Below are 24,719 nucleotides of genomic sequence, written 5' to 3' on the forward strand. Positions count from 1 at the left end.
TAAAATACATATATCGAATGATTTTCATTCCATCCATCTATAGAGCAAGGAGGCCGCTGCATTGGATTTACGACAACTCGCATATTTCGTCGCCGTAGCGAAAGCGCAAAGTTATACGAAAGCCGCGGAACGGCTGCACGTGACCCAACCGACTTTATCGAAGATGGTTCGGCTGCTGGAGGAAGAGCTGAACGTCACCTTGTTCGAGCGCGGCGGAAGCAAGCGCATCCGACTGACGGACGCCGGCGAAATATTGCTTCGCTCGGCCCAAGGCATCTTAACCTCGGTGGAAAACATGACGACCGAGCTGGACGATCTGCTCGAGCTGCGAAGAGGCGACCTCCTGCTCGGCTTGCCTCCCATGATCGGCGGGCGGTACTTCCCGCCGATTCTCGAACATTTCCGCGCCAAGTATCCGCATATCAATATCAAACTAATCGAAAAAGGCGGTAAGCGCATCGAAACCGCCGTCGAAGCCGGCGACCTGGACGTCGGCATCGTCATCCTGCCCGTGGAGAACGAAGCGGCGTTCACGATCCGTCCGTTCTTCGAGGACGAGCTCCGGGCGGTGCTGCACGCGGAGCATCCGCTCGCTTCTCGCACGTCGATCGCGCTTCGCGAGTTGGCCGCCGAGCCGTTCATCCTGTTCGGGGAGCAGTTTACGCTGCATCATCTCATCTTGCAGGCTTGCGCGGAGGAAGGGTTCCGGCCGGAGATCGCGCTGGAGACGGCGCAATGGGATTTCATGACGGGGATGGTCGCCGCTCGCTTCGGCGTCGCGTTCCTGCCGCAGAACGTCTGCGACAAGATCGACGACCCCGACGTTCGAACGGTTCCGCTCGCCTCCCCGGAGCCGAAGTGGAGGCTCGCGATGATTTGGCGGAAGGAGCGGTATTTGCCTTATGCTGCGCGAGCGTGGATCGAGCTGCTGAAGGGGTGGACGTTCAGCTGAGAAGGATCGCCGCGCATCGCGACCGGCGGTAGCCTTTAGAAGTTTTCCAAGGGTAAAAGCCCTCCTTATCGCGAATAATACGGTTGTCCGATCGCAGAAGGAGGTGCAACATGGCTAAGAAGCAAAAGCAAGCTGCTAAAGCGGCCGTACAATCGACGGAGCTGAACAAAATGCCGGTTCCGGGGGCCGAGGATACGGAGTTTTCGGCGGAAGAAGCGGCTCAGGCGTTCAAGGGCAACAACGGCAAATCCCGCCGTCAATAAAGACGAACAAAGCGCACGGACCCCGAATGACGGGGGCCGTGCGCTTTTCATTCGGTCAATTCTCGAAGTCGAATAAATCCGAAGATAAATATCGTTCGCCGCTGTCCGGCGCAAGGCTGAGCACCCGCGCGGAGGCCGGCAAGCTTTTCGCGACTTGAACGGCGTAGAACGCCGATGCGGCCGCCGATGCGCCGACCAGGATGCCCTCTTCCCGCGCCAGCCGTCGAGCCATCCGCTGCGCGTCGTCGTCTTCGATAGGAAGAATTTCGTCGAAGGCGGCGCGGTTCAGAATGAGCGGGACGAAGCCCGGTCCGGTGCCCGGGATTTTGTGCGGCCCGGGCGTACCTCCCGCCAGCACGGGCGAACCGGCCGGCTCGATCACGTAAATCCGTATTCCGGGAATCCGCCGTTTCAGCTCTTCCCCGACGCCCGTCACCGTTCCTCCGGTTCCGGCCGTCACAACGAGGGCATCCAACTTCCCTTCGAAGGCGTCGTAGATTTCAAGAGCCGTCGTCTGCCGGTGCGCGTCGGGATTCGCCGCGTTCTCGAACTGCATCGGAATGAACGGATCGGGGACGGTAGCCGCGAGGTCGTTCGCCTTCTCGATCGCGCCGGTCATCCGCTTGGCGGCGGGCGTCAAATAAACCTCGGCGCCGTACGCTCTCATAACCAGAATTCGCTCTTTCGTGGCGTTGTCGGGCATCGTAATGATGCAGCGGTACCCCTTCGCGGCGCATACCATCGCGAGGCCGATGCCGGTGTTGCCGGACGTCGGCTCGATGACGGTCGTGCGCCCCGGCTGGATTCGTCCTTCCAGCTCCGCGACCCGAATCATATTCGCCGCGGCGCGATCCTTGACGCTCTTGCCGGGATTGAAGGATTCAAGCTTCATATAGACGGATGCAGGAACGTCGGCCGCGACCCGGTTCAGCCGTACGATCGGCGTCTCTCCGATTAAATCCATGACGGACGTAACCATCTTAGGCAACGATATCCCCTCCTTCTACTCGTTGGCTCTTACTCTTCCAGTCCTAAGAGCTGCATGATTTCTTGCCGATGCGAGACGAACTCCTGGCTGTGCCGATTACGCGGCCGAGGGCTGTCGAGATGGATCGTGCGAATGATCTGACCGGGCCTCGGGCTCATGACGTATACTTTATCCGCTAAATACAACGCTTCGTCGATATCGTGCGTAATCAGGAGCATCGTCTTGCCGGTCCCGTGCCAAATTCGGATCAGCTCGTTCTGCATCTTGAGCCGCGTCATCGCGTCCAGCGCGCCGTATGGCTCGTCCAGCAGCAAAATCTCCGGATCCATGACGAGCGCCCGCGCGATCGCGACGCGCTGCCGCATGCCGCCGGACAGCTGGGACGGGAAATAGTGATTGAACCCGTTCAGGTTCACCTTATCGAGCACCTCGTTAATGCGAGCAAGGCGCTCCCGCTTCGGCATATTGGCGATTTCCAAGCCCATCCCGACATTTTGCTCTACCGTAAGCCACGGATATAACGCATGCTCTTGGAAGATCATCATGCGGCGCGGCGACGGACCTTCGATCTTGACGTCTCCCGAGAGCACCTCGCCCTCCGACGCCGTCTCGAGCCCCGCGAACATCCGAAGCGCCGTGCTCTTGCCGCAGCCCGACGGTCCGACGATCGCCGCGAATTCGCCCCGTTCGACCTTCAGCCGGATGTCCTTCAGCACCTGCAAATCGCCGAACGACTTGCTGACCTGACGCAATTCCAACGTTTGCATTTATCGTTCCTCCCCACCGCCGACGTACCGCCAGCGAAGAAGTCTGCGTTTCAACCGTTCGAGCAGCACCTGGTCCAGCAGCGTCGCGAACGTGCCGATGACGATGATATACATGATTAGACCGCTCATATCGGCGACGTTAGCCGTGAAGGTAATCGAGAAGCCGAGTCCGACCATCGTACTGCCGACCATCTCGCCCGCGACGAGCGATCGCCAGGCGTTGCCGAAGGCGACCTGCGCCCCCGTAATGAACGCCGGGAACGTCTCGGGCAAATAAACCTTGCGGAGCAGCTGACCTTTATTCGCGCCGAGTACCTTGGCGACCTCCAGATGGGTGCGGACGACGCCCTCCGTTCCGTTCATGACCGAGATCGCCATCGGGAAGAAGCTGGCGATCATGACGATGAGGATGATCGGTACGTCGCCGAAGCCGAAGATGATCATTAAGAACGGCAACCAAGTAATCGGCGGGATCGATTGCAGAATGGCGATCAGACGACGCAAATATAAAGCAAAGCCGCGGTACAACCCTGCGACGAGTCCCAGGAATCCCGCGACGAGGCAGGCGATCGGATATCCGACGAACAATCGGTACAGGCTTGCCCCGACGGTTTGCCAAAATTTCTCGTCGCCTAAGCTGCCTACGAGACGATCGAATACGGAGGGCAGAGACGGGAAAAGGATCGGATTCAGCCAATTCCCGAGCTGCAGAAGCGCCAGAAGCGAGGCCACCGCAGCCAGGAACGGCCAAATGTTACGAATGCTTCGCATCGTGTCGCACCCTATTCTTGTTGTTGCTCTTGCCAGGACAGATCAAGCGCGGTGTTCACGTCGGGCTTCGCGGTCAAGATGCCCTGCTCGACCATGAACGAGGCGACCTCGTCCATCCGAGCGATATCCTGCTCCGTGATCTCCCAATTGAATTGTTGGGATTCGATGGACGCCTGAATGACCGCTTCCGCCGGGACGGTCGAACCGTCGAGCTTCGTAAGCGTATCTTCCGTAATGAAATCGTCGGTAATGAATTTCGCCGCAGCTTCCGGATCGCTTTCGAGCATGTCGATCGCTTCCTTCTGCGCGTCGAGCATGTCGTACACCGCCGTCTGGTTGTTCTTCACGATGTCGCCCGACGCGATGACGACCATGCACGGGAACGGCCACTGCTGTCCGATCTCGTAAATTTCCTTCACCGGATACGTCATCTTCGCGATCGAAGCATACGGTTCGAAGACGAATGCGCCGTCGACCTTCTTCGAAGCCAAGGATTGGATCGCGACCGCCGGAGAGACGTATTGCATCGTCACTTCTTCGCGAGCGAGACCCGCTTGCTTCCAGACGACGCCATTCAATACGATGTCGGCCGTACTGCCTTGGCTCTGGGAAGCGACGCTCTTGCCCTTCAGCTGCTCGACGCTCGTAATGCCGCTGTCTTGCTCTACGAGCATGCTATGGTAGCCCATCTGCGCGCCGCCGACGATCTTCAAGTCCGCTCCCTTGTCGAGCCAAGACAACGCGTTCGAGAAGCCGAGCACGCCCGCGTCCAGCTGGCCGCCGACGATCGCCTTGATCAAGTCGGTGCCGCTGGAGAACAGCTGCATCTCGACGTCCAAGCCGTGCTTCTCGTACAAGCCCGCACGATGCGCGAGAATCGTCTGCGCGTCGTCCATGACGTTAAGATAGCCGAGACGAAGCTTCTGCTTCTGCGCTTCTTGCGTTCCTTCGGCCGCGCCTTGTCCTTCCCCATTCCCTTGCGGTTGCCCCCCGCATGCCGCCGTCGTCAATGCGAATACTAGAACGATCGACGCGAACAACGATTTTCTCCAACGAATGTTGCGCATTTGGTTTCTCCTCCGTGACTTTTGGTCTGTGGCTGTATATAATATCGGTAATCCCCAGAGGGATACTTGGGATACCGGTTTATTGTAGAAATTATTGTTCTATACGTCAACCTAATTTGGGAGAAAAATGCGATGACGACAAGAATCGTAGGCATGATCTTATACGCGGCTCTCTATCTACTAGCTTGTTACGCGTATTTCGTAGCCGGCTCGGACTGGGCCGCGGCGGCGTCCGGCGCGGCCGCGCTCGCGTTCGGCGTCTCGAACGCGACGAAGGCCGACGTCGCGGGACGCGGCATCGGCATCGGACGTCGGCTGTTCTCGATATTTTTACTGCTCGCGGCGATTCTAGGATTGTTCAAAGTATTGCCAATGACCGCAGCGATTATGATGCAAGCGGTCGGGTTGCTGTTCTATGCGTTCGAATGGCGCGGGATTCGGACCTGGACTTCCCGGGCCGCCGCCTTGGCGTTCGTCGTTCCGGCGGTATTGTGCTTTCCCGTCCCCGGCGTTCATACCGTCGATCCCGCCGAAGCGAGCGATTACTCGGTACTCGGGAAGAAGGGCGCCATCTCCGCGCCTAACGTGAAGGAACGCGCCGTCCTGACGGTCGAGCTGTTCCGGCAGCCGTGGAACCGGGCCGAAGCTTCCGACGACGCGTCCGGCTTGAACGATCTCGGACTCGCCGAGTTGTCGGAGGAGGATTTCGGCGACTTATACGAGCTTCCGTTCGAAGTACCGGCAAGCTTCTACGGCGTTGAAGGCGCGTCGGCGGATCCGCATGCGCTGATGAAGACGCTGGCGCGTTGGGATGCGACCTTGAACGAAGACGTGACGCAGGGGCAATCCGTTATGGGGATCGGCGCCGTCGCCCCGGACGGATCGATCGGAATGGTGGACGATATCGAAGCGTATACGCGGGCGGCATTGCGATCGGAACCGAAAGTTTTTTTCGTCCCGGTCGAAGCTTACGAACAGGTAAGAGCCATCGATAAGGAGTTGTTGGTCGTACCCGTCTCTCGATTCGAAGAAGTGCTGTACTTCCTGAGTCAGCCGGTAACCTTCTGGCCGCTTCGGAATTTCGGACTGTTTTGCCATTAGAAACGAAACGGAGAGGCTTCCGCTTAGGGGAGCCTCTCCATTGTCGTTAGTTCGATGATCGCAGCATCGCTTCTACGTCTTGCAGCGAAGGGACGCCGCTCGCGCCGCCGATTCGCGTCGTCGCCAGCGCGCCGCAGGCGCACGCGAACCGCAGCGCTTCCTTCCCTTCTCGTCCGGCGAGGCTCGCGTAGATGAACCCGGCGTTGAACGAATCGCCCGCCCCCGTCGTATCGATCGGTTCGACCGGGAACGGTCCGACGACGATCCGCTCCTTGCCCGGGCCCGCCAGCACCGCGCCGCGGGCGCCGCACTTCACGGCGATGCGGCCCGGATACGCCGGTACGGCGTCGAGCGTCTCGTACAGACTCGCGCCGCCGAAGATGTTCATGATTTCGTCTTCGCTCGGAACGAAATAGTCCGTAACCGCGAGCAACTGCGAAATTTCATCCTTGTACCAACGTTCGCCCGGATCCCATCCGGTATCGAACGAGGTCGTGATGCCGCGTTCCTTCGCCCTCCGAAATAATGCGAACCAATGCGGTCTCATGCTCTCCTGCAGGAAATACGACCCGAAATGAATATGGTCCGCCTCCTCGAACATTCGTTCCGGCAGATGCTCCGGCCGCAGCATCGAGATCGTTCCCATATACGTAAGCAGCGCCCGATCGCGCATCGTGGAGAGCGAGAGCGTCACGCCCGTCTTCTCGGCTTCCAACGCGACGACGTGTTCGACCGACACGCCTTTCTCCTTCAACCGCTCGATGCAGAACGCCCCGATCTCGTCGCCGCCGACGACGGACACCATCCGTACGTCGAGTCCGAGCCCCGCGAGACCGCAAGCCGTGATCGCCGACGATGAACCGAGCGCCATATCGAACGAGTTCACGAGCTTCTCCCGGTTCCACTCGGGGGCGACGTCGTCTCCGGTCATAATGAGATCGACGTTCAGCTCGCCCAGCACGTACACGATCTTGTTCATTCGCGTTCCTCCAGCTCGACCGTAACCGCGTAATGATCCGACGGGTATCTTCCTTCATACATAGTCCGGTCCAACGCGACCGACCGAATTCGTAAATCAGGCGTTACGTAAATATAATCGATCGGCTTGCCGGATTTTCCGCCTTGGAAGGCATGGTACGTCCTCCCGGGTCCGTCTTCTCCGGGCCAGACCGAATACGCGTCGACGAACCCGGCATCCGTCAATCCCTTATGCGGGGGAGCGTCCGGCTCGCAGTTGAAGTCGCCCGTCAACAGGGTCGGGAGCGGCCGGATCCGGCGCGCCTCCGTCATCCGCTCTACGATCAGCCGCATCCCCTCGCGTCTCGCCTCTTCGCTCATATGATCCAGGTGCGTGTTGAAGACCAGCCGTTCGCTTCCGCGCGTCCCGCGAAGCCGGGCCCAGGTACAGATCCTTGGGCAGTTCGAGTCCCAGCTGATCGCACCCAACGTCTCGGGCGTCTCCGATAGCCCGAACGTTCCGCTATCCTCCGCCGTCCAGCGGTCCCGACGATAGCCGATCGCGTTGAACTCGCCTTCGCCGCCGCCGAGCCGCCCTTCCCCGATCCAAGCGTACTCCGGCAGAAGCCCTTCGAGATCCCGCAGCATCGAAGCATTCAACTCTTGCGTGCCGACGATGTCCGGGCTCGCCTTTGCGATCGAGCGCGCCGCCTCCTGGAACCGGAGCGGCCAAGCGTTGTTCCCGTCGGCCTCGACGTCGATTCGCAAATTGTACGTCATCACGATCATGCTCATCTTTATTCCTCCTAAGCGCTCCGCTTCCGAGCGAAGGTTCTTACCCGCGGAGACGACCGATTACCGCTTCGGGTTCTTCCAGTCCCGCCCAAAACAGCTTCAACTCCTGGCTGAACGCATCCAACGCCTCGATGGAAATGTCCAATTCCTTATAATCGGCGAACGCGGGCACGATCTCGCGATACAACCGATATCGGGAAGGCCCGTCCTTCGTCTCTTCCTCGGCCTCGTCCGCGGCGCCGGAATGCGCGGAAGGCGCCAGCGACAGCCGCTGCAGCTCGTGCTGCGCCGACGGTCCCGTAAGGAAGTCGACTAAGAGCCGGGCGGATTCCTTCTGTTTGGACTGCCGATTGACGGCCAGGCCCGTGACGAGCAGCAGCGTCTTCGGAAGTCGTCCGAACGGCAGCGGCGAGATGTCGTACGCGAACGAAACCGACTTGAGCAGCTGTAAACCGTAGTACGTCGTCATGATCATGCCCGTCTTCTGTTCCTTGAACAACGTCTCCGCCCCTGCGTCGCCTTCCGACAGGAACGCCGGCGGAACGCCCTGGCCGTGCAGCAGCCGCCTGCAGTCTTTCAGGATGTCCCATAAGGCGGGATCGTGGAACCGGTAACCGCCGTCATCGTCCCGGAGAAACCGATACCTCGCTTGAAGCAGAAAAATCGGAAACCGGTTCAACGATTCGATATGCGCGTAAAATCCGTAAACCCCGGTTTTCTCCTTGATCGCGACGGCGCAATCGAGCAGCTCCTTCCAGCTCCATCCGCTGTGAGGCTCCTTCAAACCGCTGCGCTTGAATAGATCCTTGTTGTAACAAAGCACGACGGGAGAAAATTGGAACGGCGTCGCGTACAGCTTCCCGCCCGCTCGAAATCGTTCGTACAAAAACGGGTGCAGCTCCGGATTCGGCAGCCGCTCCTCAAGCATATGAAGATGGTCGGAATGCTCCAGATCCGCGAAATTTCGATTATTCAGCGTGAAGACATCCAGAAAGCCTTCGTCCAAAAATCCCTTGACGCTGGACGGGTAACGGCTGTACGGCAGCGTCACCGTCTCTACCCGAACGTTGGGATACGTTCGGCCGAACCGCTCTAGTAAACCGGCCAGCACGCCTTGCTCTTCGATCGAGGGATACACGCCCATTCTTATGACCGCAAGCGGATCCTTCTCCCGGATCGAAACTTGGTTGCCTACGCGCGGGATTTTCACGATCAATCCTTCGTCCACGAGAAACTCGAGCGCTTTCCGCACGGATTTCTTACTCATCCGATACTGTTCGCCCAGCACCGTTTCGGAAGGTAAATAACTGCCTTGCGGGCGGATCCCGGAGATGATCTCCTTGCGAAGCTCCGTCAGGATGACGTTCATGCGAGCTTCGAACGTTACTCGATCCGGTTTGCCGCTCATCGTATCACCTGACCTGCCTCTATCGAATTTTCCAATATTCGGCTCATTATAACACACCCATTTTCCACCAACAATTAGGAAACCAGTTATACACCAATAATTTAAAATTAGTGCTATAAATCGTTGACGACTTCGCCACATTCACCTATTATGGGAACCAGATGGATACTAGATAGAGAGCCTTCGAAAATGATTGGAGAGGAGGCATCCCCTGCGGAGGGACGGCGAGTCGGATTCGAAACCTCATACTGGAACGAAAAATCGTATGTTCAAGGAGGCTGTTTATGAAGAAAATCGCTTTCCGCGTTCCCGCGTTCGCTTTATCCGCGGCGCTCGCCTTCTCCCTGTTGGGCGGAACCGCGGCCGTCGCCGAAGAAAGCCGATTGTCGCAGAAGACGTACGGTACCCCCGAAGAACTTCTCATCCCTAATAATTACACGGTAGCCGTGTTTAACGGGACGGTCGGGAAAGAAGACGGGCATAACGTGTTATACGCGACGGCCAAAGGAAAGCCGGGCTATCTCAACGTCATCGACTTAGACGACTATAAGCTGCTCCGCAGTCTTCCGCTCGCGCCGTCGGAAAGCTCCTGGGCGCATACGATCGCGCCGGACGGCTCGTTGTATTTGGCGGCCGACGGCGGCGGCGCCAGACTGTGGCACTATTCGCCCGTCACGAAGACGCCGGTCCAAGTCGCCGCGTTCTCCGGCCAATCGGTGCCGAACAGCATCACGACCGACGAACAAGGGCGGGTGTATGTCGGGACGTATCCCGGCGGCAAAGTATATCGCTACGATCCGGCCACGAAGGAGACTCGGGATTACGGCCGCATGATCGGCGATTTGGATCAGGAGTACGTGCGCTCTATCGCCTACCAGGGCGGCAACGTCTATGCCGGCACCGCGCACCGCCAAATCGTCCGCGTCGACGTCGACACCGGCGAGAAGACGAACATCGCCGCAACGCTTCCGGTCAAGGAAGACACGGTATACGATCTCAGCACGATCGACGACCGCTACTTGCTGGCTCGGTATACGGACGGCAGCGGCATTCCGGGCGAAGCGTTCCTGTACGATACGCAGACGGAGAGCTGGCTCCCCGTCGTGCTGGATAACGTGACGGGTCTGCACGCGACCGACTCGCTCGACGGGAAGCTGTATTTCATGTCCGATAAGAAGCTGAAGACGATCGACCTGTCGACGCTTGCCGTGGAAGAGACCGGCATGGAGTACGGCAGCGGCTTCCGCGGCGCGGACTGGGTCGAGTTCCCGAACAACCCCGACCTTCCGGGGAAAAACTTGGTCACCGTCCGTTACGACGGCGGCGTCGCCGTCATGAATATCGAGACGAAGCAAGTCCACCTCTACCCCCCCGTCATTCCCGGCTTGCCGGGCGTCGTGAATCGGCTCTCGATCGTCTCGGAGACGCACGCGATTACCACGGGCTCTCAGGCGCGTTCATCGCTTGTGAATCTGACGGACCGAACCGCGGTGCCGTTCAGCATCGGCCAAGCGGACAGCGTATACGTCATGGGAGATAAAGCGTATCTGGGAGTATATCCCGAGGGCAGTCTGCACGAATTCGATCTTTCCGCGCCGCCCGGCGCCGGCAACCCGAAGAAGCTGGCGGTTCTCGGCAACGATCAGGAACGCCTCGTGCATATGTCCGGCGCGAATGGCAAGCTGTACATCTCCACGATCGCGAGCTACGGCAACCTCGGGGGTTCGCTTACCGTCTACGATACGACGACCGGGCGGTTGGATGTCCACCAGAACATCGTAGCGAACCAAAGCGTGCTGAGCACCGCGGTGCTGGACGGCAAGTTGTTCGGTTCGACGACGATTCGCGGCGGCCTCGGCTCCGAGCCGACGGAGGAAGAGGCGAAGATCTTCGTTTGGGACGTCGCCTCCGAACGGAAGATCGCCGAGTTCCCGCTCCGCGTTCCCGGCTTGGAGAAGCCGATCTTCATCGGCGACTTGTCCGCGGGTCCCGACGGCTTGATCTGGGGCGCTTCTTACGAATACATCTTCGCGATCGACCCGGTTACCTACGAAGTCGTGAAGAGCAAGAAGGTTCATAATCAGCTGAACTTCAGCCAATGGGCGCATCACCCGCTTCGTTGGTCGGAAGACGGTCTTCTGTACGTGTTGTTTAACAACAAGCTGACGGTCATCGATCCGGAGACGCTGGAATCGCGGACCTTGGCCGATACGTCCCGCTTCGACCTCGGGTTCGACGGTCATCTGTACTTGACGGATTTGCAGACGAACACGATTCTGTATCGCATCGAAGTCGACGGCGACATTCGAGAGCCGTTCCCGAACGTACCGGTTGCCGTAAGCAACGCGAGCTTCGAATCGCCGACATCCGGCGCGACTATCCCCGGATGGAGCCCGTTCTTCGCTCCTGGCGCGGGTTATTCTTACGAAGCGAGCGGTGCGCGAAGCCATACCGGCGGCTTCAGCTTAAAGACGACGGATACCACTCGAACGGGTTCGGTCGCCGTCATCGGCGATAGGATTCCGGTAACGCCGGGAGAGGACTATGAAGCCGGCGCGCATCTGTTCATCGAGTCGGGGCAGCCCGGCCTCATGTTCCGGTTTTTCGACGCGAACAACAACACGATTTCTACGCTCGAGACGCATCTGGACGAATCGAGGCTGTCGCAATGGCAGAAGGTGTCGCTTCGCGGCAAAGCGCCGGCGAACGCCGCCTATGCGAGATTTCTGGCCGTGACGTCCCGGTATAATATCGCGACGGCGTATTACGACGATTTCTTCGTGACGGTGAAGGACCGCGTTCCTCCGAGCTCCTCGGCGAGCGTAACGCCGGCGCCGAACGCGAACGGTTGGAATCAAGAGGACGTTACCGTATCGATCGCCGCGGACCGCGCCTACTCGATTACATATTCTGCGGAAGGCGCGTCGCCCCTCCCCCCGACGACGGCGAGAGGCGACGCGGTTCAACTGTACGCGACGCAGGAAGGCAAGACGCTGATCACCTACTACGCGACGAACGCCTCCGGCATCGAAGAGAGTCCGAAGACGCTAGAGGTATCCATCGATAAAACCGCGCCGGTCATTCAATTTTCCGGCCAACCGACGTATTCGGTGACGCAGGACGTCTATCTCGGCTGCACCGCCTCCGACGCCTTGTCCGGACTCGCCGCGGATTCATGCGCCGACCGTCTCGTCGCCCTCCCGGCGTTCGAATTCGAGCCGGGGACGCATTCGGTCTCGGCGACCGCGGAGGATCGGGCCGGCAACGTCGCAACCGCCGTCTTCGAATTCGAAGTGACCGTAAGCTACGATGATCTGGCCGCGCTCGTCGCCCGCTTCGTCTCGGACGAGGAAGGCATCGCGAACGCCTTGACCGCGAAGCTGCGCAGCGCGCAGGAAGCCGCGATACAGGGCAACGAGAACGCCGAGGCGGGCTCGCTCCGAGCGTTCGCGAATCAGCTCGAAGCGCTCTCCGGCAAGAAGATCGCGGAGGAACGCGCGGCGCTGCTATTGAAGCTCGCAAGCTATCTGTAACGCACGACGAAAGAAGGGCATGGAACCTCCCGCCCGGGAGCCCATGCCCTTTTCCATTTTCCTACTCTCCTAAATACATTGACTTCAGCGGCACCATCGACTCCTCCGGCACGTAGTACTTGAACTTGTTATCGCTGATTCGGCCGAGCAGTTGGCGGCGAATCGGGTCCGCGCCTTCAAGCAGCTTCTCGGACGCCTCGTGATAATCGATCGGCCGCATCCAGATCGGGCTGTATCCCATGAACAGCTGCCGCCGCGTGTATTCGGACGTGTTCGGCGCGCCTGCGTGCCACAGGTTTTGAGCGAAGACGAACACGTCGCCCGGATGGCCGCACAATTGTACCTCGTCGTCCAGATGAACCCGCACATCCTTTTGGTTCGGATTGTACGGCTTGACGTGGCTGCCCGGGATCACCTTCGTATTGCCTCGATCCGGCTTCGACATATCGCTTAGGATATAACACGCTTTAATGTAATACGTTGAAGTGAGCCCGTCGATCTTCGGAAATTGCGGGTGCGGACCGTCCTGATGCCAATCGATGAAGCTGTTCGTCGCCGTTTTCTCCAGATTCGGGTTCGGCTTGCGCACCGTCAGATGCGAAATATGAAGCTGTATGTTGTACCCGAGCAGATTGACGATGAGCGGCAGCATCGTCGGCTCGTCGATCAAGGACAGAAATTCCGGATGGCGTTGCACGCTGTTATAAATATTGTAGGACAGGCTTTCTTCCTCTTCGGCCAATACGGCGTCGACCGCTTCGTTCAATCGCCGCACCTTCTCCTCGCTTAAGATGCCGGGGAGAAGCAAATAACCTTGCGCTTGGAACCGCCGCTTCAGCGCCGGGATGTCCATCGCTTGTTGCGTCGACACGCTTGTCACCTCCATGAAGTTGTCGCGATATCGTTAGCTGCCGTAACCGAGCGCATTCAGCTGCTGTACGGCCGAATCCAACAACGCTTTGTAATTCATCGTCGTCTCCAGCGTCTTCAGGAAGTCGTCGTATTCGGCGAGATCCCGCTTGCCGTACGCGAATTTCGCCAGCTCCTCCTCGATGTACCGGTTCGCGTCCGCCGCGACGAAGCCTTCCGGCAGGTCGATGAAGCCGTTCAACGCTTGGATGCGGGGCTGATCGTTGGCGAACTCGATGAACGCCGCTTGCTTCGCGAATTTCGCCTGCAGGTACTCCATCTCCGGTCGTCCGGTGAATTGGTACAGCCACGAATAACCGACGTCGCCCGCCTTATCGGTCATAACGACCTTGTCGCCGTCCAGCGTATAATGCGTCCCTTCCACCCCGAACTGAACGAGCATCGAGCCGCCTTCCGGATCGGAGATGTAGTTGAGGAGATCGAAGACGCGCTGCAGCTTCTCGGGATCCTTCTCCAGCGCCTTCGGAACGGCGTATCGTCCCGGCGTCGCCCCGATGTCCCACGTACCGTCGTATTGTCCGCCGGGGCCGGCGGGCGCGGCGATCTGAATCCACTCCGTCTCCGGATTCACGGTCGCGATCTGCTCCACGAATTGCTCCTTCGTCAAGTTCGGCCAGTCGATATAAATGATGCCCGCCTGCCCCTTGATCGCCTTCTCCTGATGCTGCAGCGCCGTATTGGCGAGCAGCTCGGGATCGACGGATCCAGTGTCGATCATCGACTTGATGAACGCGAGCGCGTCCTTCATCGCCGGATCGTACAACGAGTTCACGACCTTGCCATCTTTCACGTAGAACTGTTCCGGAAGCGCGACGCCGTGGGCTCCGAACACCGGCGCGAACGCGCCGTTCAGTTTACCCCCGGTCAAGCCGAACGTGTCCTTCTTGCCGTTCCCGTCCGGATCGTCGTTCGCGAACGCCACGGACACGGCTTTCAGCTCCTCGATCGTCGTCGGAACCTGCAGTTGCAGCTTATCGAGCCAATCCTTGCGTATGAAGTACGTATTGTACGGGATTTGCGGACTCTTGGAGATCGCGTACACTTTCCCGTCCACCATCCCCTTCTTCAAGCTGTCTTCGCCGATGAACGTCTGCACCTGCTGCAGCTTATCCATATATGGCGTTAAATCCAAGAGCAGCCCTTGTTTGGAAAATTCGATCAATTGCTGCCGATCGACGGCGAACAAGTCCGGGAAGTTGCCGGAGGCCATCCGTACGTTCAATTGGTTCTTATAATCGTCGCCGGAGGCGTAGACCGTCAAGTTGAGATCGATGTTCAGCGCCTTATCGAGCTCTTGCTTAATGATGTCTTGATCCGGGGACGGGAGATTGTTGCCGCCTTCGATGATTTCCAGCTTGATCGTCTTCCCGGAGGATGCGTCTCCGGCATCGGCCGGCGTTGCGGCCGGCGTCTGTCCGGACCCCGCCGCTCCCTTCCCGCCTTCCGCGGCGTCCGAAGGCGTCGCGGCGCCGCCGTTCCCTCCGCTGCAGCCCGCGAGCGCCGTGCCGACCAACAGAACGGCGGCGGTCAATCCCAACGATAATTTCCTTCTGTTCATAGGAAGAGTGCCCCTTTCCTTATCTTGTATATTGGCGAGCGAGCCGTCGTACGTCTGGCCAGATCCCGTACGTCGTCCCGGGTTACCCCTTGATCGAGCCGAGCAGCATTCCCTTCGTGAAGTGCTTCTGGATGAACGGGTAGACGATCAACACCGGGAGACTCGCGATCATCACCGAGGCCATCTGCATCGTCTGCGTCGGCATGACGTTGTCCGCGTTCTCCAGCGGTTGTTGGCTTTGCATCAAGATTTCGCGAACGATGACCTGCAGCGGGAACAAGGTGCGGTCCGTCACGTAGAAGATTGCTTGGAAAAATTCGTTCCAATGCCCGACGACGTAAAACAAACCGATCGTCAAAATGACGGGCACCGACAACGGCGCGACGATCTGCAGCAAAATCCGGAATTCCTTCGCGCCATCCATTCTTGCCGACTCGAACAGCTCCTCGGGAAGTCCTTCGAAGAAGCTTTTCATAATGAGCACGTTGAAGCTCCAGATCGCGTTCGGCAATATCATCGCCCAGATCGTATCGAGCAGGCCGACCGACTTCACGGTAAGATACGTCGGAATCAAGCCGCCGCTGAAGATGAGCGTAAACACGATCATCAGAAGGAAGAACTGCCTTCCCGGCAGCAGCTTGCGGCTGAGCGGATATGCCATCAAGCCTGTAAGGACGAGATTGATCGCGGTGCCTACGACCGTGATGATCACCGTGACCTTGAACGCCTGCGGCAAGTTCGATTCCGTCAGCAGCGTCTTGTACGCCGTGAAGGTGATTTCCCTCGGGATGAGGATGAAGCCCCCGTTGCGCAATACTTCGCCGAACGGCGTAATGGAAACGGAGACGACGTACATGAGCGGAAACACGGCGATCAGCGCGCAGAAGGCGAGGATCGTGTAGACGACCGCGTTGAACAGCTTATCCTCGAGATTTCTTACCATATGCCCTCCCCCCATCGCTTCGCGATGTTGTTCGCCAGAAGGACGAGCGCCATGCCGATCAGCGATTTAAACAACCCGACCGCGGAAGCGAGACTGAAATTGAGCTGCTGCAGACCGGTTCGATACACCCAAGTGTCGAGAATGTCGGCGACCGGATACACCTGAATGTTATACAGGATGTAAATTTGGTCGAATCCGGCGTCCATCAGATGACCGAGCTTCAAGATAAACAGCAGAACGATGACGCTGCGAATGCCGGGAAGCGTAATGTGCCAAATCATCCGCAGGCGGCTCGCGCCGTCGACTCTCGCGGCTTCGTACAGCGTCGGGTCGATGCCCGCGATCGCGGCCAAATAGATGATGGCGCCCCAACCGAGGTTTTGCCATACTTCCGAGCCGACCAAGATGCTCCGGAAATAGTCGGTGGACGTGAGGAACGGGATCGACTCCCCGCCGGCTTCCACGATCCAGCGATTTACGAGACCTCCGTTCTGGGACAGCAGCGCTAGCAAAATACCGAAGATAATGACCCACGACAGAAAATGAGGCATATACGTCAGCGTCTGCACGATCGACTTCAACCACCGTACCCGGCATTCGTTGAGGAGCAGCGCCAGCAAGATCGGGGGCACGGTCCCCCAGACTAGTTTGTACAGACTGATTAGCAGCGTGTTCGTCAACAGCTGTTCGAAGTACGGCGACCGGTAGAACGTCTCGAAATGCTTGAACCACGGATTCGCCCAATCGCTGCCCATGATGCCTTCCATGATCGCGAAATCTTTGAAGGCGATGATCATCCCGTACATCGGAACATACCGGAACAGGATGAAGTATACGACGCCGGGCAAGAGCATCAGGTAGAACGGACCGAATTTTCGCAAGGCGTTGCCGACCATGGATTTCCCCTCTCCATCCAGTTTGTAAGCGCTACCACTTTCTAAAATCAGTGTAGTCGATTTCAGTCCCTGGCCGTTATGCACAAAACCTGAAAAAGTGTTCGAATTTTTGTACGAAAAAGACGGAGCCGCGCTACGCCCGGTCGGCGAAGCGAACGGCTCCGTCATTCGTTGCGGAAAGCTTCGTCAGCGGCAGATCGATGCGGACGATCGTTCCCGTCCCTTCGCGCCCGCCGATCTTGAGACCGTACGGTTCGCCGAAATGAATGCGGATCCGGTCATGCACGTTGGCGATGCCGATGCCCGTGAACCGATGGCGCGAAGGCTCGTTCGTCTGCTTTCGCAGAACGTCCCGCGCGTCGCTCGAACGAACGCCGACGCCGTCGTCGCGAACGTATAGGCGCAGCCTCCCCTTTTCCGCTCGGCCCTTGATCGACACCGTTCCTCCGCCTCTCGGCGCGATGCCGTGAAACAACGCGTTCTCCACTAATGGCTGCAGGGTGAGCTTCAAAATGCGGTTCGACAGCAAGGAAGGGTCGATATCGATGTCGTACGCGTAGTTCGCGCCGTATCGTACCTGTTGGATATGCATGTACATGCGGAGCCCTTCGAGCTCCTCCTCCAGCGTGACGAATTCGCCGTGTTTATCGAAGCTGAACGTCAACAGTCCGACGAGCGAACGGATCGTCTGCCGCACCTCCCCGATGCGCTGCTGCTTCGCCAAGCTGCTGATGCAGGCCAACGTGTTGTACAGGAAGTGCGGCGCGATCTGGCTGCGGAGCATCTTCAGCTCGTACTCCTTCTTCTGCTCTTCGGCGCGCTTCGTCTCCTGCAGCAGCAGATGAATCCGTTCGAGCATGGCGTTAAAGCTGCGCGCGAGCTTCCCGATCTCGTCCTGCCGCGTCTCCGACAGCTTGGACACGATCTGCACGTCGTGCAGCCGGTCCATCTTCTCCACGAGCCTGCGGATCGGCTTCGTGAACGAACGGGACAGCATATACGCGCTGAAGAGCAGGATGACGATCATCGCGGCGGAGGCGGTCCGATAGTTCGTATACAGCGGCTGCAAATCCTTATAGAAATAGTCCTCGGGGATGAAGGCGATCAGCGACCAGCCGAGACGGTTTTTGTTCGATTTGACCGCGACGAGCCGTTCGTCCCCGACCGAGAGGCTGTCCACGCCGGTCTTCAGCTCGGGCAGCTTCGCCTCGAAGTCCGGCAGCAGCTCCGGCGGGTACGTCCGGGGCTGCACGGGAAGCAGCTTCTCGCCGGGCTCCAGCCGGTTCACGACGTTGCCGTTCGCGGTGATGAGCGCGAACGATTGGTAGATGAGCGGCGCGATGCGGGAGGACAGCAGGTCAAGATTGATTTCGGCGATGACGACGCCTTTGATCTCCTTCGTCCGTTCGTCGGCGACCGGCCGCATGTAAGCGAGCGTATGGCCGGACAACGGAGAGACGTACGGCTCGCTGACCCGAATGGCGCCGTAGTTGTCCAACGCCTGCTCGTACAAGCCCTGCAGATGCGGGTTTCCGATGATGTCGTAGGACACCTGCGTGTTGGAATACACCTTGCCGTCGGCCCGGACGAGATATAGCGTCCTTGCGATCGAGCTGTTGTTGATCGCGAAGTTTTGCAATGTGGCAATCGCCAGCCGTTCGTTGCCGTCGTCGAGCAGATCGTGCCGCGTCGAGAGGAGCAGCAGCATATTTTCCACGCTGTCGAGGCTCGCGTCGATGTATTGATTCGTCCTTGCGACGAGCAGTTCGGCGTCCCGCGTCACCTGAGCCTTGAACAAGGACTCCGCTTCGTTCAGGTTGCTCCACGCGAGCACGAGAAACAAGATCAGCGTCACGAAAAACAAATAGACGAATTGCTTCGTCGCGATGCCGAGCCGGTTGTACCATCGAAGCAGCTTCATGACGGAGCCCCCTCGTTCCTGCCGCGATCGGCGGAGCGATGATTGCGCTTGACGTCTGTAGGCGCGGCCCCCGCCCAATTGCGGAACGTGTAGGTGAAATATCGATAGTTCGGAATGCCGACCGCCTCCGCCACCTCGTACACCTTCAATTGCGAATGCTTGAGCAGCTCCATGGCCTTCTCCATCCGGAGCCGCGTAATGTATTGATTCACCGATTCTCCCGTTTCGTCCTTGAAGAGCCGGCTGAAGTATTCCGGACGGAGCCCGGCGCGCTCCGCGATCATCGGCAGCGACAGCGGTTCCTGCAGCCGGTCCTGAATCCACAGCCGCGCTTCGCGGATTTCCGGACGGGACTTCTCCTCCCCGGCGTCGACGGATCGAACGGCCCGAACGAACGCGTCCAGCGCGTTCCGCAGATCGGTCGCCGCGGCGATGCCCGCGGCTTTCGCGTACGCCGCGCCTTCCGCGCCTCGGCCCGACATCCAATCCGTCAGCCATTGGGTCAGCCACTGCTTAAGCGGCTCGGGCCGGATCCGCTGCGCCGCGCACCATGACGCCAGCTCGGTTTCGGCGTAGCGCACCAGCTTGTCGGCGTCCCACCCCGCTTGCCGAAGCCCGGCGGAGAGCGTCCTGCGGTGCTCCTCCGTCAGCTCCCGCGGCGGCTCCGGCATGCCGATGCGCAGCCGTTCCGACTCGTCGTCGATGTAGAACGCCGCCTCCTTCCATGCCGACGTCGCGTGAACGGCCGCGAGCGCATCCGCCCGACACCGAACAGCATCGCCGACGACCGCGCGGAAGACGAGCTCGTCCTCGTCGACGAGCGACGTCGCGGCGGCCGCCGTCCGAACGTCCCGGAGCAGCTTCTCCAGCTCGGGCAGCGCGCGCTCTGCGGACTCGCATGCGGAAAACCATATCGTATATTCGTCGCCGCGCATCGGAAACCACGCGACGCAATCCGCGCATTGCTGTTCGAAGTCGAGGAGCGCCGAGTGAATGACGTCCTGCGCGAGCAAGCTCGCTTCGGGCGGCACCGGCAGCCACAGGCGCGCGAAGCGGTACGGGAACCGATCGCCGAAGCCGAACCGCGCCCACTCCTCCGGATCGATCTCCGACGAGTTCGAACGGCCGCGCTCGCGGAACTCGTTCAAGAGCGCCTCGAGCCGCTTCGCCGACTTCGCGCGATCCAGCTTCCGTTCTTGCCGCCGATGACCCCGCTCCCGGATCAACGCCTCCTTCGCCTTCCGAATCGCGCCGCCGACTTCTTCTTCGTCGAGCGATACCTTCAAGATGTAATCTTGAGCGCCCAGCCGGATCGCTTCCTTCGCGTATTGGAACTCGCTATGGCAGGTCAACAGAATGAACTGTACGGAAGGATACCGACGGCGCACTTCTTGAAGCAGCGTCAGACCGTCCATCGTCGGCATCGTTATGTCCGAGACGATAATGTCGGGCGGCTGCGGCTCGCACATGGCGAGCGCTTCTTCTCCGTTCTCCGCTTCGCCGAACCATACGGCGCCGCAGCTTTCCCACGGGAAGGCGCGAAGCTCCTGGCGAATCGGCACTTCGTCGTCTACGATCAGAACGGTAACGGGATTCATCGTCACGAGGCGAACCTCCTTCTGTCTGGAGAGAGTAAGCGTTTGCAATACTAATTATGCATCGAGCGCCGATTTCCTGCTTCCGCGGAGAACGCGCCCGGACAAGAGAGAAAAGAAAACCGTCAGGCGCATGCCCGACGGTACATTGGTTTCCATTAATACACTCGAATTTCGACGATTTCCGCGCGGGGGCAGCCGTTGGTCGCCTCCGCCGCGACGCGGAGCCGCTTCGTCCGGACGGTCTCCGCCAGCTTATGCACGCGCTTGCGGCGGCGGTTGCCCGTCTCGCGATGCAGCGTCGTCCATTCGCCGTTCACGAACGCCTCGATCGCATAATCCTTAACCAGCTCCGGTATGACTTCGAACGGCGTACGATGATGATGCAGATTGATGAGATCTTCGTTGACGTCGTCGTTGAATACCAGATGAATTTCGCTCGCCTCGACGTCTTCGTCCCAGCTCAGCTCGACCCATTCCGGGCGCCCCGCCGCAAGGTCGGCCGAAGACCATAGATTCGGCCCTCCGTACGGCCGGAGATAGCCTCCCGCGACGTTGGCCGGCTCGTACGCGTTCGTGGCCGGAGCGACCTTCAGGCAGAACGGCTTGCGCGCTTGCCCGTTCATCCGCCAGACGACGACCTGCTGCTGCAATTGGAACTCCAGCTTCGGATCTCTGTCGGGCTGCTCCTTCCTGTAGAACGGCAGGATGCCGGTATGCGCCTCTCCGGACCGGTACAACTTCAGCGCCGGGTTCGCCTTCACGATCAGGAACGCGTTCTGCGGCAGGCTCGGACGCCAGCGAAGGTCGATCGGCACCCATTGCCGGCCGCCCGCCGGGACGTCGACGGACGCCGCCGCCGCGCGCTCGTGCGGAACGTAATTTTCCGCTCGCCCCGTGCTCCACAGCTCCGCCACGACCGTCGTCGCCGCGTCGGCGTCGAGCAGCAGCTCGATCCCCTCCACCGACGGGTTGACCGGGAAGAGAATGCCGACGTCCGCGTCCAACGGAACGCTATCCTCCGGCGACGTCACGGCGATCGTCGTCCGGACGCTCGAAGCGGAGACGGTCGCCCGCCGCGCCAAGTCGAGCGCGTCTTCGTTGCGGAGGCCGACGATGGAGGCGTCTTGACGCAGCATGATTTGCTGCAGCTCGGCGATATGGTCCGTCGCGATCTCTCTCGGCGTCGCGCCCTTCTGCACCGCCAAGGCGGCCCCCGAACCGGCGGCTTCTCCGATGACCGCGCACGTCGCCATGACCCGCGTCGTGCCGAAGGCGACGTGGGACGCGCTGATGTTGCGGCCCGCCATGAGCATATTCCGGACGTTCGCGGAATAAAGCGAGCGGAACGGGATCGAATACACCCCGTTCATATGGAGATGCTTCGAACCGCTCTCCTCGGCGTATACGCCTTGCGGCGGGTGAAGATCGATCGACCAGCCGCCGAAGGCGACGCGGTCGGGGAACTCCTTCTGATCGAGAATATCGTTCTGATTCAGGACATAGTCGCCGATGAACCGCCGGTATTCCCGCTTCCCCGGCAGCGAGCCGACCCACTCGAGCGTCATCGTCTCCGCGTCGAACTTGCCGGAATTCTTAATGTAATCCCAGATGCCGTAGATGACGGCCCACAGCTCGTCCCGGATACGTTCGTTGTCGTGGACGGTGTCCAGCTCTCCGCCCCATTCGATCCACCAGTACGCGCAGCCGTTGTCGCCGCTTCGAATGACGCGGCGCAGCGGGATGGACGTCTTCGCGATGTCCTTGGCGAAGTCCGGAGCGACGTATTTCACCGGATGGCCGACATCCTTCGTGTAAAATAGAAGCGTGCTGCCGAGCGTAATCTCGTCGGCGACCTCGGGCGCCCACTCTTCGTCGTATTCCGAGCGCGCTTCCCGCCCCAATCGGTATTTCGCCCCCGCGAGGAAGCCGACCAGCCCGTCCCCGGTGCAATCGAGAAACATCTCGCTCTCGAACCGGATGCGCCGCTCGCTGCCCATCATCCAGCCGGTGACCGAACGAAGGACCCGATCGTCCTCGGGGCCGTCGGCTTCAACTTCATGCACGTCGGTGTTAAGGAAGAGCTGTATATTGTGCTCCGCACGAACGGTCTGCAGCACGGTGAGATCCCAGAAATACGGATTGCCCTCGGGATTGATGTATTGGTTTTCGACGAACATCTCGCCCATGATCCCCGTCTCCCGCGCGTACCGCTGCGTCCCGTGCGCCGTCGCGCCGCACACCCAGACGCGGACCTCGCTGCTCGAGTTGCCGCCGAGCACGGGCCGGTTCTGCACGAGGGCGACCGTTCGCCCGAGCCGCGCCGCGGCGACGGCGGCGCATACGCCCGCAAGCCCCCCGCCGATTACCGTAATGTCTGTCGTTATCGTTTCCGTCCTCATGACCAAGCCTCCTGTTTTATAATTAATTTCATGATAGTCCGAAGACGGAATAAAGCGAATGCACTTTTTTTATCTCGACATATATTTTATTTCATTCGTTCGGCACGACCCCGCGGATCGCGTCGTTGCGTCGGTACCGATCCTCCCCGTGCACCAAGAACGTGCGAATCCGGCTTTTGTCCCCGCCCCAGTCGTCCATCCGGAAGACGACCTCCGGCGTCGTATACCGTACCGAGAACGCCACCCTTGGAATGTCCGACGCGTTCCGGTTCGAGCCATGGAACAATCGCTCGTTGAAGAAGACGATCTGTCCGGGCGACATCTCCACGTCGACCGCCTTCGACTCGTCGATCAAGTCGCCGCGAATGCCTTCGCCGAACGCGCTCGTCCCGTCGTTCAAGCTCGTATGCTCGGCATCCCGCTCGTGCGTCCCCGGGATGACGCGCAAGCAGCCGTTTTCCGTCAAGGAGAATCCGAGACTGACCCAAGCCGTCGCGTTAATTTCCGGCTCCATCGGCCAATAATTGATGTCTTGGTGCCATGGGATGAACTTCTCGTTCCCCGGTTCCTTGTACCAGAAATGCATCGCCCACAAAATCAAATCCGGTCCGAGGATCGACTGCATCGCCTGCACGATCCGCGGATGCGTCGCCAGGTCGTACGCCCATCGGTGCCGGTGATGCCACGCCGACATATTCGCCGACGTCGGTCCGGGCCGTTGCCGGGACTGCCCCAGCGTCTCGAAGAACGACCGATACCCCGCCTCCGCTTCCTCCAAGCTCAGCCCCGCGATCGGCCCGCTGTACCCCTCCGTCCGATAACGCTCCAACGAAAACTCCGTTCCCGCCACGATCATGCGTTTCTCCCGCCTTCTCGAAAAGATTTGCCTCATCCTTATCCTAGCGTTCCTGCGTCGTCCGGCGTCAGACGGCAAATCGATGTTCTTTAGCACAAAACGCGCATTCTCCGTTACAATGATTCCGAAGCATTCCGAACGATCGACGAGGAGGGGCCGGACGATGCCGGAGAGGCTTGGCGCAAAGCTGTGGATCGATTCGATGACCGCGACGTGTTATTCCGCGAAGACGTACCGGCTCGATTACCGGTGGGCGATCGCGCCGCGCAAGCTGAATCATAACGTGCTGTGGTACGTGTCGGCGGGCCGCTTTTCGTTCGCCGTCGACGGCGAGTCGCTCCGCGCGGAGACGGGCGATCTCGTCTTCCTCCCGGCGAACGCGGTCGCGGCCAGCCGGGCGATCGGCGAAACGATCGAGCTCTACAGCGTCAACTTCGACGCGGAGATCGGCTTCTTCCCCTCGAAGGCTTGGTCGGATTGGATACCGATCCCCGCGAAACAACGAGCGCCGGAGCTCGTTCGCGATACGATGGCCGTCATGGCGGAGCTGGATGCGTCCGATACAATCGCGCGAAGATTGAAGCTGCAGGGGCACATGCTGCTGCTGATCGGCGCATTGATCGAAGGCGCGTTGGAGGGCGGCGGACGGGCGGATGACGCGCTTCCGATCGCGGACGCGCACATGGCCGGGATCGCGGAATATATCGTGTGCAGCGGCGAGCGGATGCCGACCGTCGCGGAGCTCTGCGACCTTGCTCGCCTCGGCGAATCGCAGCTGCGGAAGCGGTTCAAGCAAGCGACGGGGATGTCGCCGCTGCAATACGTCCACTTCGTAAAGTTAGAGCAGGCGAAGCGCGCCTTGGCGCGGAGGGACGAACGCGTCTCGGACGTCGCGCGGCGGCTCGGTTTCGAGGACGCCAATTACTTCTCCAGGCTGTTCAAGCGATGGGCCGGCTGCTCGCCGCAGGACTACCGGGAGAGATCGAGAGGCCTTTAATCGCATGGAAAAGGCGCAC

The 24,719-nt window shown here is 59.8% G+C and carries 20 protein-coding genes; 5 read left to right on the forward strand and 15 right to left on the reverse strand.

Features of this window, described 5'->3' with window-relative positions; translation table 11 throughout:
- The first annotated feature begins 61 nt into the window (after nucleotides 1–61).
- Nucleotides 62–952, forward strand: coding sequence for a LysR family transcriptional regulator (locus tag RIN49_RS00690; RefSeq protein WP_309118239.1), 891 nt, complete (start codon nucleotides 62–64; stop codon nucleotides 950–952).
- Nucleotides 953–1,062: 110 nt separating this feature from the next.
- Nucleotides 1,063–1,215 carry a hypothetical protein gene (locus RIN49_RS00695; protein ID WP_309118240.1) on the forward strand — a complete coding sequence of 51 codons (153 nt, stop codon included), beginning with the start codon at nucleotides 1,063–1,065 and terminating at the stop codon, nucleotides 1,213–1,215.
- A gap of 55 nt (nucleotides 1,216–1,270) precedes the next feature.
- Here the strand turns inward: RIN49_RS00695 and cysK are convergent, their stop codons facing one another.
- Genes cysK through RIN49_RS00715 form a run of 4 tightly spaced genes read right to left on the reverse strand, consistent with a single transcriptional unit; the run spans nucleotide 1,271 to nucleotide 4,808 of the window.
- Nucleotides 1,271–2,194 (reverse strand): cysteine synthase A, encoded by a 924-nt coding sequence (cysK, locus tag RIN49_RS00700; protein WP_309118496.1) that lies wholly within the window; start codon nucleotides 2,192–2,194, stop codon nucleotides 1,271–1,273.
- Nucleotides 2,195–2,232: 38 nt separating this feature from the next.
- Nucleotides 2,233–2,970 (reverse strand): ABC transporter ATP-binding protein, encoded by a 738-nt coding sequence (locus RIN49_RS00705; protein ID WP_309118241.1) that lies wholly within the window; start codon nucleotides 2,968–2,970, stop codon nucleotides 2,233–2,235.
- On the reverse strand, nucleotides 2,971–3,741 hold the full coding sequence (locus tag RIN49_RS00710) for an ABC transporter permease (RefSeq protein WP_309118242.1): 771 nt from the start codon (nucleotides 3,739–3,741) through the stop codon (nucleotides 2,971–2,973).
- 11 nt (nucleotides 3,742–3,752) lie between these two features.
- The gene (locus tag RIN49_RS00715; RefSeq protein ID WP_309118243.1) at nucleotides 3,753–4,808 is read right to left on the reverse strand and encodes an ABC transporter substrate-binding protein; all 1,056 of its coding nucleotides are present in this window, start codon (nucleotides 4,806–4,808) and stop codon (nucleotides 3,753–3,755) included.
- Between the two features lie 132 nt (nucleotides 4,809–4,940).
- On the opposite strand from RIN49_RS00715, the gene RIN49_RS00720 reads away from it, so the two are divergent.
- Nucleotides 4,941–5,909 (forward strand): hypothetical protein, encoded by a 969-nt coding sequence (locus RIN49_RS00720; protein ID WP_309118244.1) that lies wholly within the window; start codon nucleotides 4,941–4,943, stop codon nucleotides 5,907–5,909.
- 46 nt (nucleotides 5,910–5,955) lie between these two features.
- On the opposite strand, the gene RIN49_RS00725 is transcribed toward RIN49_RS00720, so the two are convergent.
- The 3 genes from RIN49_RS00725 to RIN49_RS00735 are packed head-to-tail and all read right to left on the reverse strand — an operon-like array spanning nucleotide 5,956 to nucleotide 9,069.
- Nucleotides 5,956–6,888, reverse strand: a complete 933-nt coding sequence (locus RIN49_RS00725) for a carbohydrate kinase family protein (RefSeq protein ID WP_309118245.1) — start codon at nucleotides 6,886–6,888, stop codon at nucleotides 5,956–5,958.
- A complete protein-coding gene (locus RIN49_RS00730) occupies nucleotides 6,885–7,661 on the reverse strand; it encodes an endonuclease/exonuclease/phosphatase family protein (RefSeq protein ID WP_309118246.1) in 777 nt (258 codons plus the stop codon). The genes RIN49_RS00725 and RIN49_RS00730 overlap by 4 nt, the downstream gene beginning before the upstream one ends.
- A 40-nt stretch (nucleotides 7,662–7,701) precedes the next feature.
- A complete protein-coding gene (locus RIN49_RS00735; protein ID WP_309118247.1) occupies nucleotides 7,702–9,069 on the reverse strand; it encodes an extracellular solute-binding protein in 1,368 nt (455 codons plus the stop codon).
- A gap of 284 nt (nucleotides 9,070–9,353) precedes the next feature.
- Here RIN49_RS00735 and RIN49_RS00740 point away from each other — a divergent pair, with 284 nt between their 5' ends.
- Nucleotides 9,354–12,602 carry a hypothetical protein gene (locus RIN49_RS00740; protein WP_309118248.1) on the forward strand — a complete coding sequence of 1,083 codons (3,249 nt, stop codon included), beginning with the start codon at nucleotides 9,354–9,356 and terminating at the stop codon, nucleotides 12,600–12,602.
- A gap of 61 nt (nucleotides 12,603–12,663) precedes the next feature.
- Here the strand turns inward: RIN49_RS00740 and RIN49_RS00745 are convergent, their stop codons facing one another.
- The 8 genes from RIN49_RS00745 to RIN49_RS00780 all read right to left on the reverse strand — a co-directional run bounded on the left by RIN49_RS00745 (nucleotide 12,664) and on the right by RIN49_RS00780 (nucleotide 23,703).
- On the reverse strand, nucleotides 12,664–13,455 hold the full coding sequence (locus tag RIN49_RS00745) for a phytanoyl-CoA dioxygenase family protein (protein WP_309118497.1): 792 nt from the start codon (nucleotides 13,453–13,455) through the stop codon (nucleotides 12,664–12,666).
- A gap of 51 nt (nucleotides 13,456–13,506) precedes the next feature.
- A complete protein-coding gene (locus RIN49_RS00750) occupies nucleotides 13,507–15,090 on the reverse strand; it encodes an extracellular solute-binding protein (RefSeq protein WP_309118249.1) in 1,584 nt (527 codons plus the stop codon).
- A gap of 82 nt (nucleotides 15,091–15,172) precedes the next feature.
- Nucleotides 15,173–16,033, reverse strand: a complete 861-nt coding sequence (locus RIN49_RS00755; protein WP_309118250.1) for a carbohydrate ABC transporter permease — start codon at nucleotides 16,031–16,033, stop codon at nucleotides 15,173–15,175.
- Nucleotides 16,027–16,929, reverse strand: a complete 903-nt coding sequence (locus RIN49_RS00760) for an ABC transporter permease (protein ID WP_309118251.1) — start codon at nucleotides 16,927–16,929, stop codon at nucleotides 16,027–16,029. The genes RIN49_RS00755 and RIN49_RS00760 overlap by 7 nt, the downstream gene beginning before the upstream one ends.
- A 133-nt stretch (nucleotides 16,930–17,062) precedes the next feature.
- Entirely contained in the window at nucleotides 17,063–18,850 is a 1,788-nt protein-coding gene (locus RIN49_RS00765; RefSeq protein WP_309118252.1) for a sensor histidine kinase, read from the reverse strand.
- Nucleotides 18,847–20,448, reverse strand: a complete 1,602-nt coding sequence (locus RIN49_RS00770) for a response regulator transcription factor (RefSeq protein ID WP_309118498.1) — start codon at nucleotides 20,446–20,448, stop codon at nucleotides 18,847–18,849. Before RIN49_RS00770 ends, RIN49_RS00765 begins: the two co-directional genes overlap by 4 nt.
- A gap of 155 nt (nucleotides 20,449–20,603) precedes the next feature.
- Nucleotides 20,604–22,847 (reverse strand): FAD-dependent oxidoreductase, encoded by a 2,244-nt coding sequence (locus tag RIN49_RS00775; RefSeq protein WP_309118253.1) that lies wholly within the window; start codon nucleotides 22,845–22,847, stop codon nucleotides 20,604–20,606.
- A 91-nt stretch (nucleotides 22,848–22,938) separates the two neighbouring features.
- Nucleotides 22,939–23,703 (reverse strand): phytanoyl-CoA dioxygenase family protein, encoded by a 765-nt coding sequence (locus tag RIN49_RS00780; protein ID WP_309118254.1) that lies wholly within the window; start codon nucleotides 23,701–23,703, stop codon nucleotides 22,939–22,941.
- Nucleotides 23,704–23,866: 163 nt separating this feature from the next.
- Between RIN49_RS00780 and RIN49_RS00785 the strand changes: the two genes are divergently transcribed.
- Nucleotides 23,867–24,700, forward strand: a complete 834-nt coding sequence (locus RIN49_RS00785; RefSeq protein WP_309118255.1) for an AraC family transcriptional regulator — start codon at nucleotides 23,867–23,869, stop codon at nucleotides 24,698–24,700.
- Nucleotides 24,701–24,719: the final 19 nt, after the last annotated feature.

It is taken from the genome of Paenibacillus sp. (assembly GCF_031177825.1).
Lineage (GTDB): Bacteria > Bacillota > Bacilli > Paenibacillales > YIM-B00363 > Paenibacillus_AE.

Coding starts and splice junctions, on each gene's coding strand:
- RIN49_RS00770 (WP_309118498.1), bottom strand. CDS start 20,448: ATGAATCCCGTTACCGTTCTGATCGTAGACGACGAAGTGCCGATTCGC.
- RIN49_RS00740 (WP_309118248.1), top strand. CDS start 9,354: ATGAAGAAAATCGCTTTCCGCGTTCCCGCGTTCGCTTTATCCGCGGCG.
- RIN49_RS00755 (WP_309118250.1), bottom strand. CDS start 16,033: ATGGTAAGAAATCTCGAGGATAAGCTGTTCAACGCGGTCGTCTACACG.
- RIN49_RS00780 (WP_309118254.1), bottom strand. CDS start 23,703: ATGATCGTGGCGGGAACGGAGTTTTCGTTGGAGCGTTATCGGACGGAG.
- RIN49_RS00760 (WP_309118251.1), bottom strand. CDS start 16,929: ATGGTCGGCAACGCCTTGCGAAAATTCGGTCCGTTCTACCTGATGCTC.
- RIN49_RS00730 (WP_309118246.1), bottom strand. CDS start 7,661: ATGAGCATGATCGTGATGACGTACAATTTGCGAATCGACGTCGAGGCC.
- cysK (WP_309118496.1), bottom strand. CDS start 2,194: ATGGTTACGTCCGTCATGGATTTAATCGGAGAGACGCCGATCGTACGG.
- RIN49_RS00705 (WP_309118241.1), bottom strand. CDS start 2,970: ATGCAAACGTTGGAATTGCGTCAGGTCAGCAAGTCGTTCGGCGATTTG.
- RIN49_RS00745 (WP_309118497.1), bottom strand. CDS start 13,455: ATGGACATCCCGGCGCTGAAGCGGCGGTTCCAAGCGCAAGGTTATTTG.
- RIN49_RS00775 (WP_309118253.1), bottom strand. CDS start 22,847: ATGAGGACGGAAACGATAACGACAGACATTACGGTAATCGGCGGGGGG.
- RIN49_RS00750 (WP_309118249.1), bottom strand. CDS start 15,090: ATGAACAGAAGGAAATTATCGTTGGGATTGACCGCCGCCGTTCTGTTG.
- RIN49_RS00765 (WP_309118252.1), bottom strand. CDS start 18,850: ATGAAGCTGCTTCGATGGTACAACCGGCTCGGCATCGCGACGAAGCAA.
- RIN49_RS00715 (WP_309118243.1), bottom strand. CDS start 4,808: ATGCGCAACATTCGTTGGAGAAAATCGTTGTTCGCGTCGATCGTTCTA.
- RIN49_RS00720 (WP_309118244.1), top strand. CDS start 4,941: ATGACGACAAGAATCGTAGGCATGATCTTATACGCGGCTCTCTATCTA.
- RIN49_RS00695 (WP_309118240.1), top strand. CDS start 1,063: ATGGCTAAGAAGCAAAAGCAAGCTGCTAAAGCGGCCGTACAATCGACG.
- RIN49_RS00785 (WP_309118255.1), top strand. CDS start 23,867: ATGCCGGAGAGGCTTGGCGCAAAGCTGTGGATCGATTCGATGACCGCG.
- RIN49_RS00735 (WP_309118247.1), bottom strand. CDS start 9,069: ATGAGCGGCAAACCGGATCGAGTAACGTTCGAAGCTCGCATGAACGTC.
- RIN49_RS00710 (WP_309118242.1), bottom strand. CDS start 3,741: ATGCGAAGCATTCGTAACATTTGGCCGTTCCTGGCTGCGGTGGCCTCG.
- RIN49_RS00725 (WP_309118245.1), bottom strand. CDS start 6,888: ATGAACAAGATCGTGTACGTGCTGGGCGAGCTGAACGTCGATCTCATT.